Source organism: Ligilactobacillus salitolerans (assembly GCF_003864415.1).
Taxonomy (GTDB): domain Bacteria; phylum Bacillota; class Bacilli; order Lactobacillales; family Lactobacillaceae; genus Ligilactobacillus; species Ligilactobacillus salitolerans.
In genome coordinates, this window is sequence record NZ_BFFP01000107.1 from 1 (window position 1) to 474 (window position 474).

A 474-nucleotide genomic window follows, 5' to 3' on the forward strand; every position below is an offset into this window, starting at 1 on the left:
TTTTGAACGGGTCAAACTTTGGATCACTTCAAAACGTGAACGCGTTAAGCGTTGTAAAGCAAGATATTCTTCTTGCCGCCCAATGCCAGTTGTGTAGCGACCAATACGTAAGAAATCAGCAATATAAAAAGCATCGATCGTATCACTTTTAGAATCTTCAAAAACGTCTTTATAGCGCTTAGTAGCACGCGGATTAAGTAACACAGCATCTACGTTCAATGCAGTCAGTTCGGCATCATTTTTAAAGAAAAAAGCTGGATGAAAGCTGTAAACGGAAGTTGACTCCATCCCGATCACAGTTTGTTCAAATTGATAGGTTTCATTTAACTCAAGAATCTTTCGCTTAATTTCAGAAGCGCCATTTAAATCATTGGAAACATTCGTGCGGAACAATTGTTTCGTACTTTCAGAAGTTAACATAGCGACTTCAAGTTCTTTAGAGCTAACGTCAATACCGACAAGTAATTTCATTGG

At 38.2% G+C, this 474-nt stretch carries 1 protein-coding gene; it reads right to left on the reverse strand.

Annotated elements, in window-relative coordinates; translation table 11 throughout:
• Nucleotides 1–471: IS110 family transposase (locus LFYK43_RS12270; RefSeq protein ID WP_229718041.1), on the reverse strand; the 471-nt coding region annotated here is incomplete at its 3' end.
• Nucleotides 472–474: the final 3 nt, after the last annotated feature.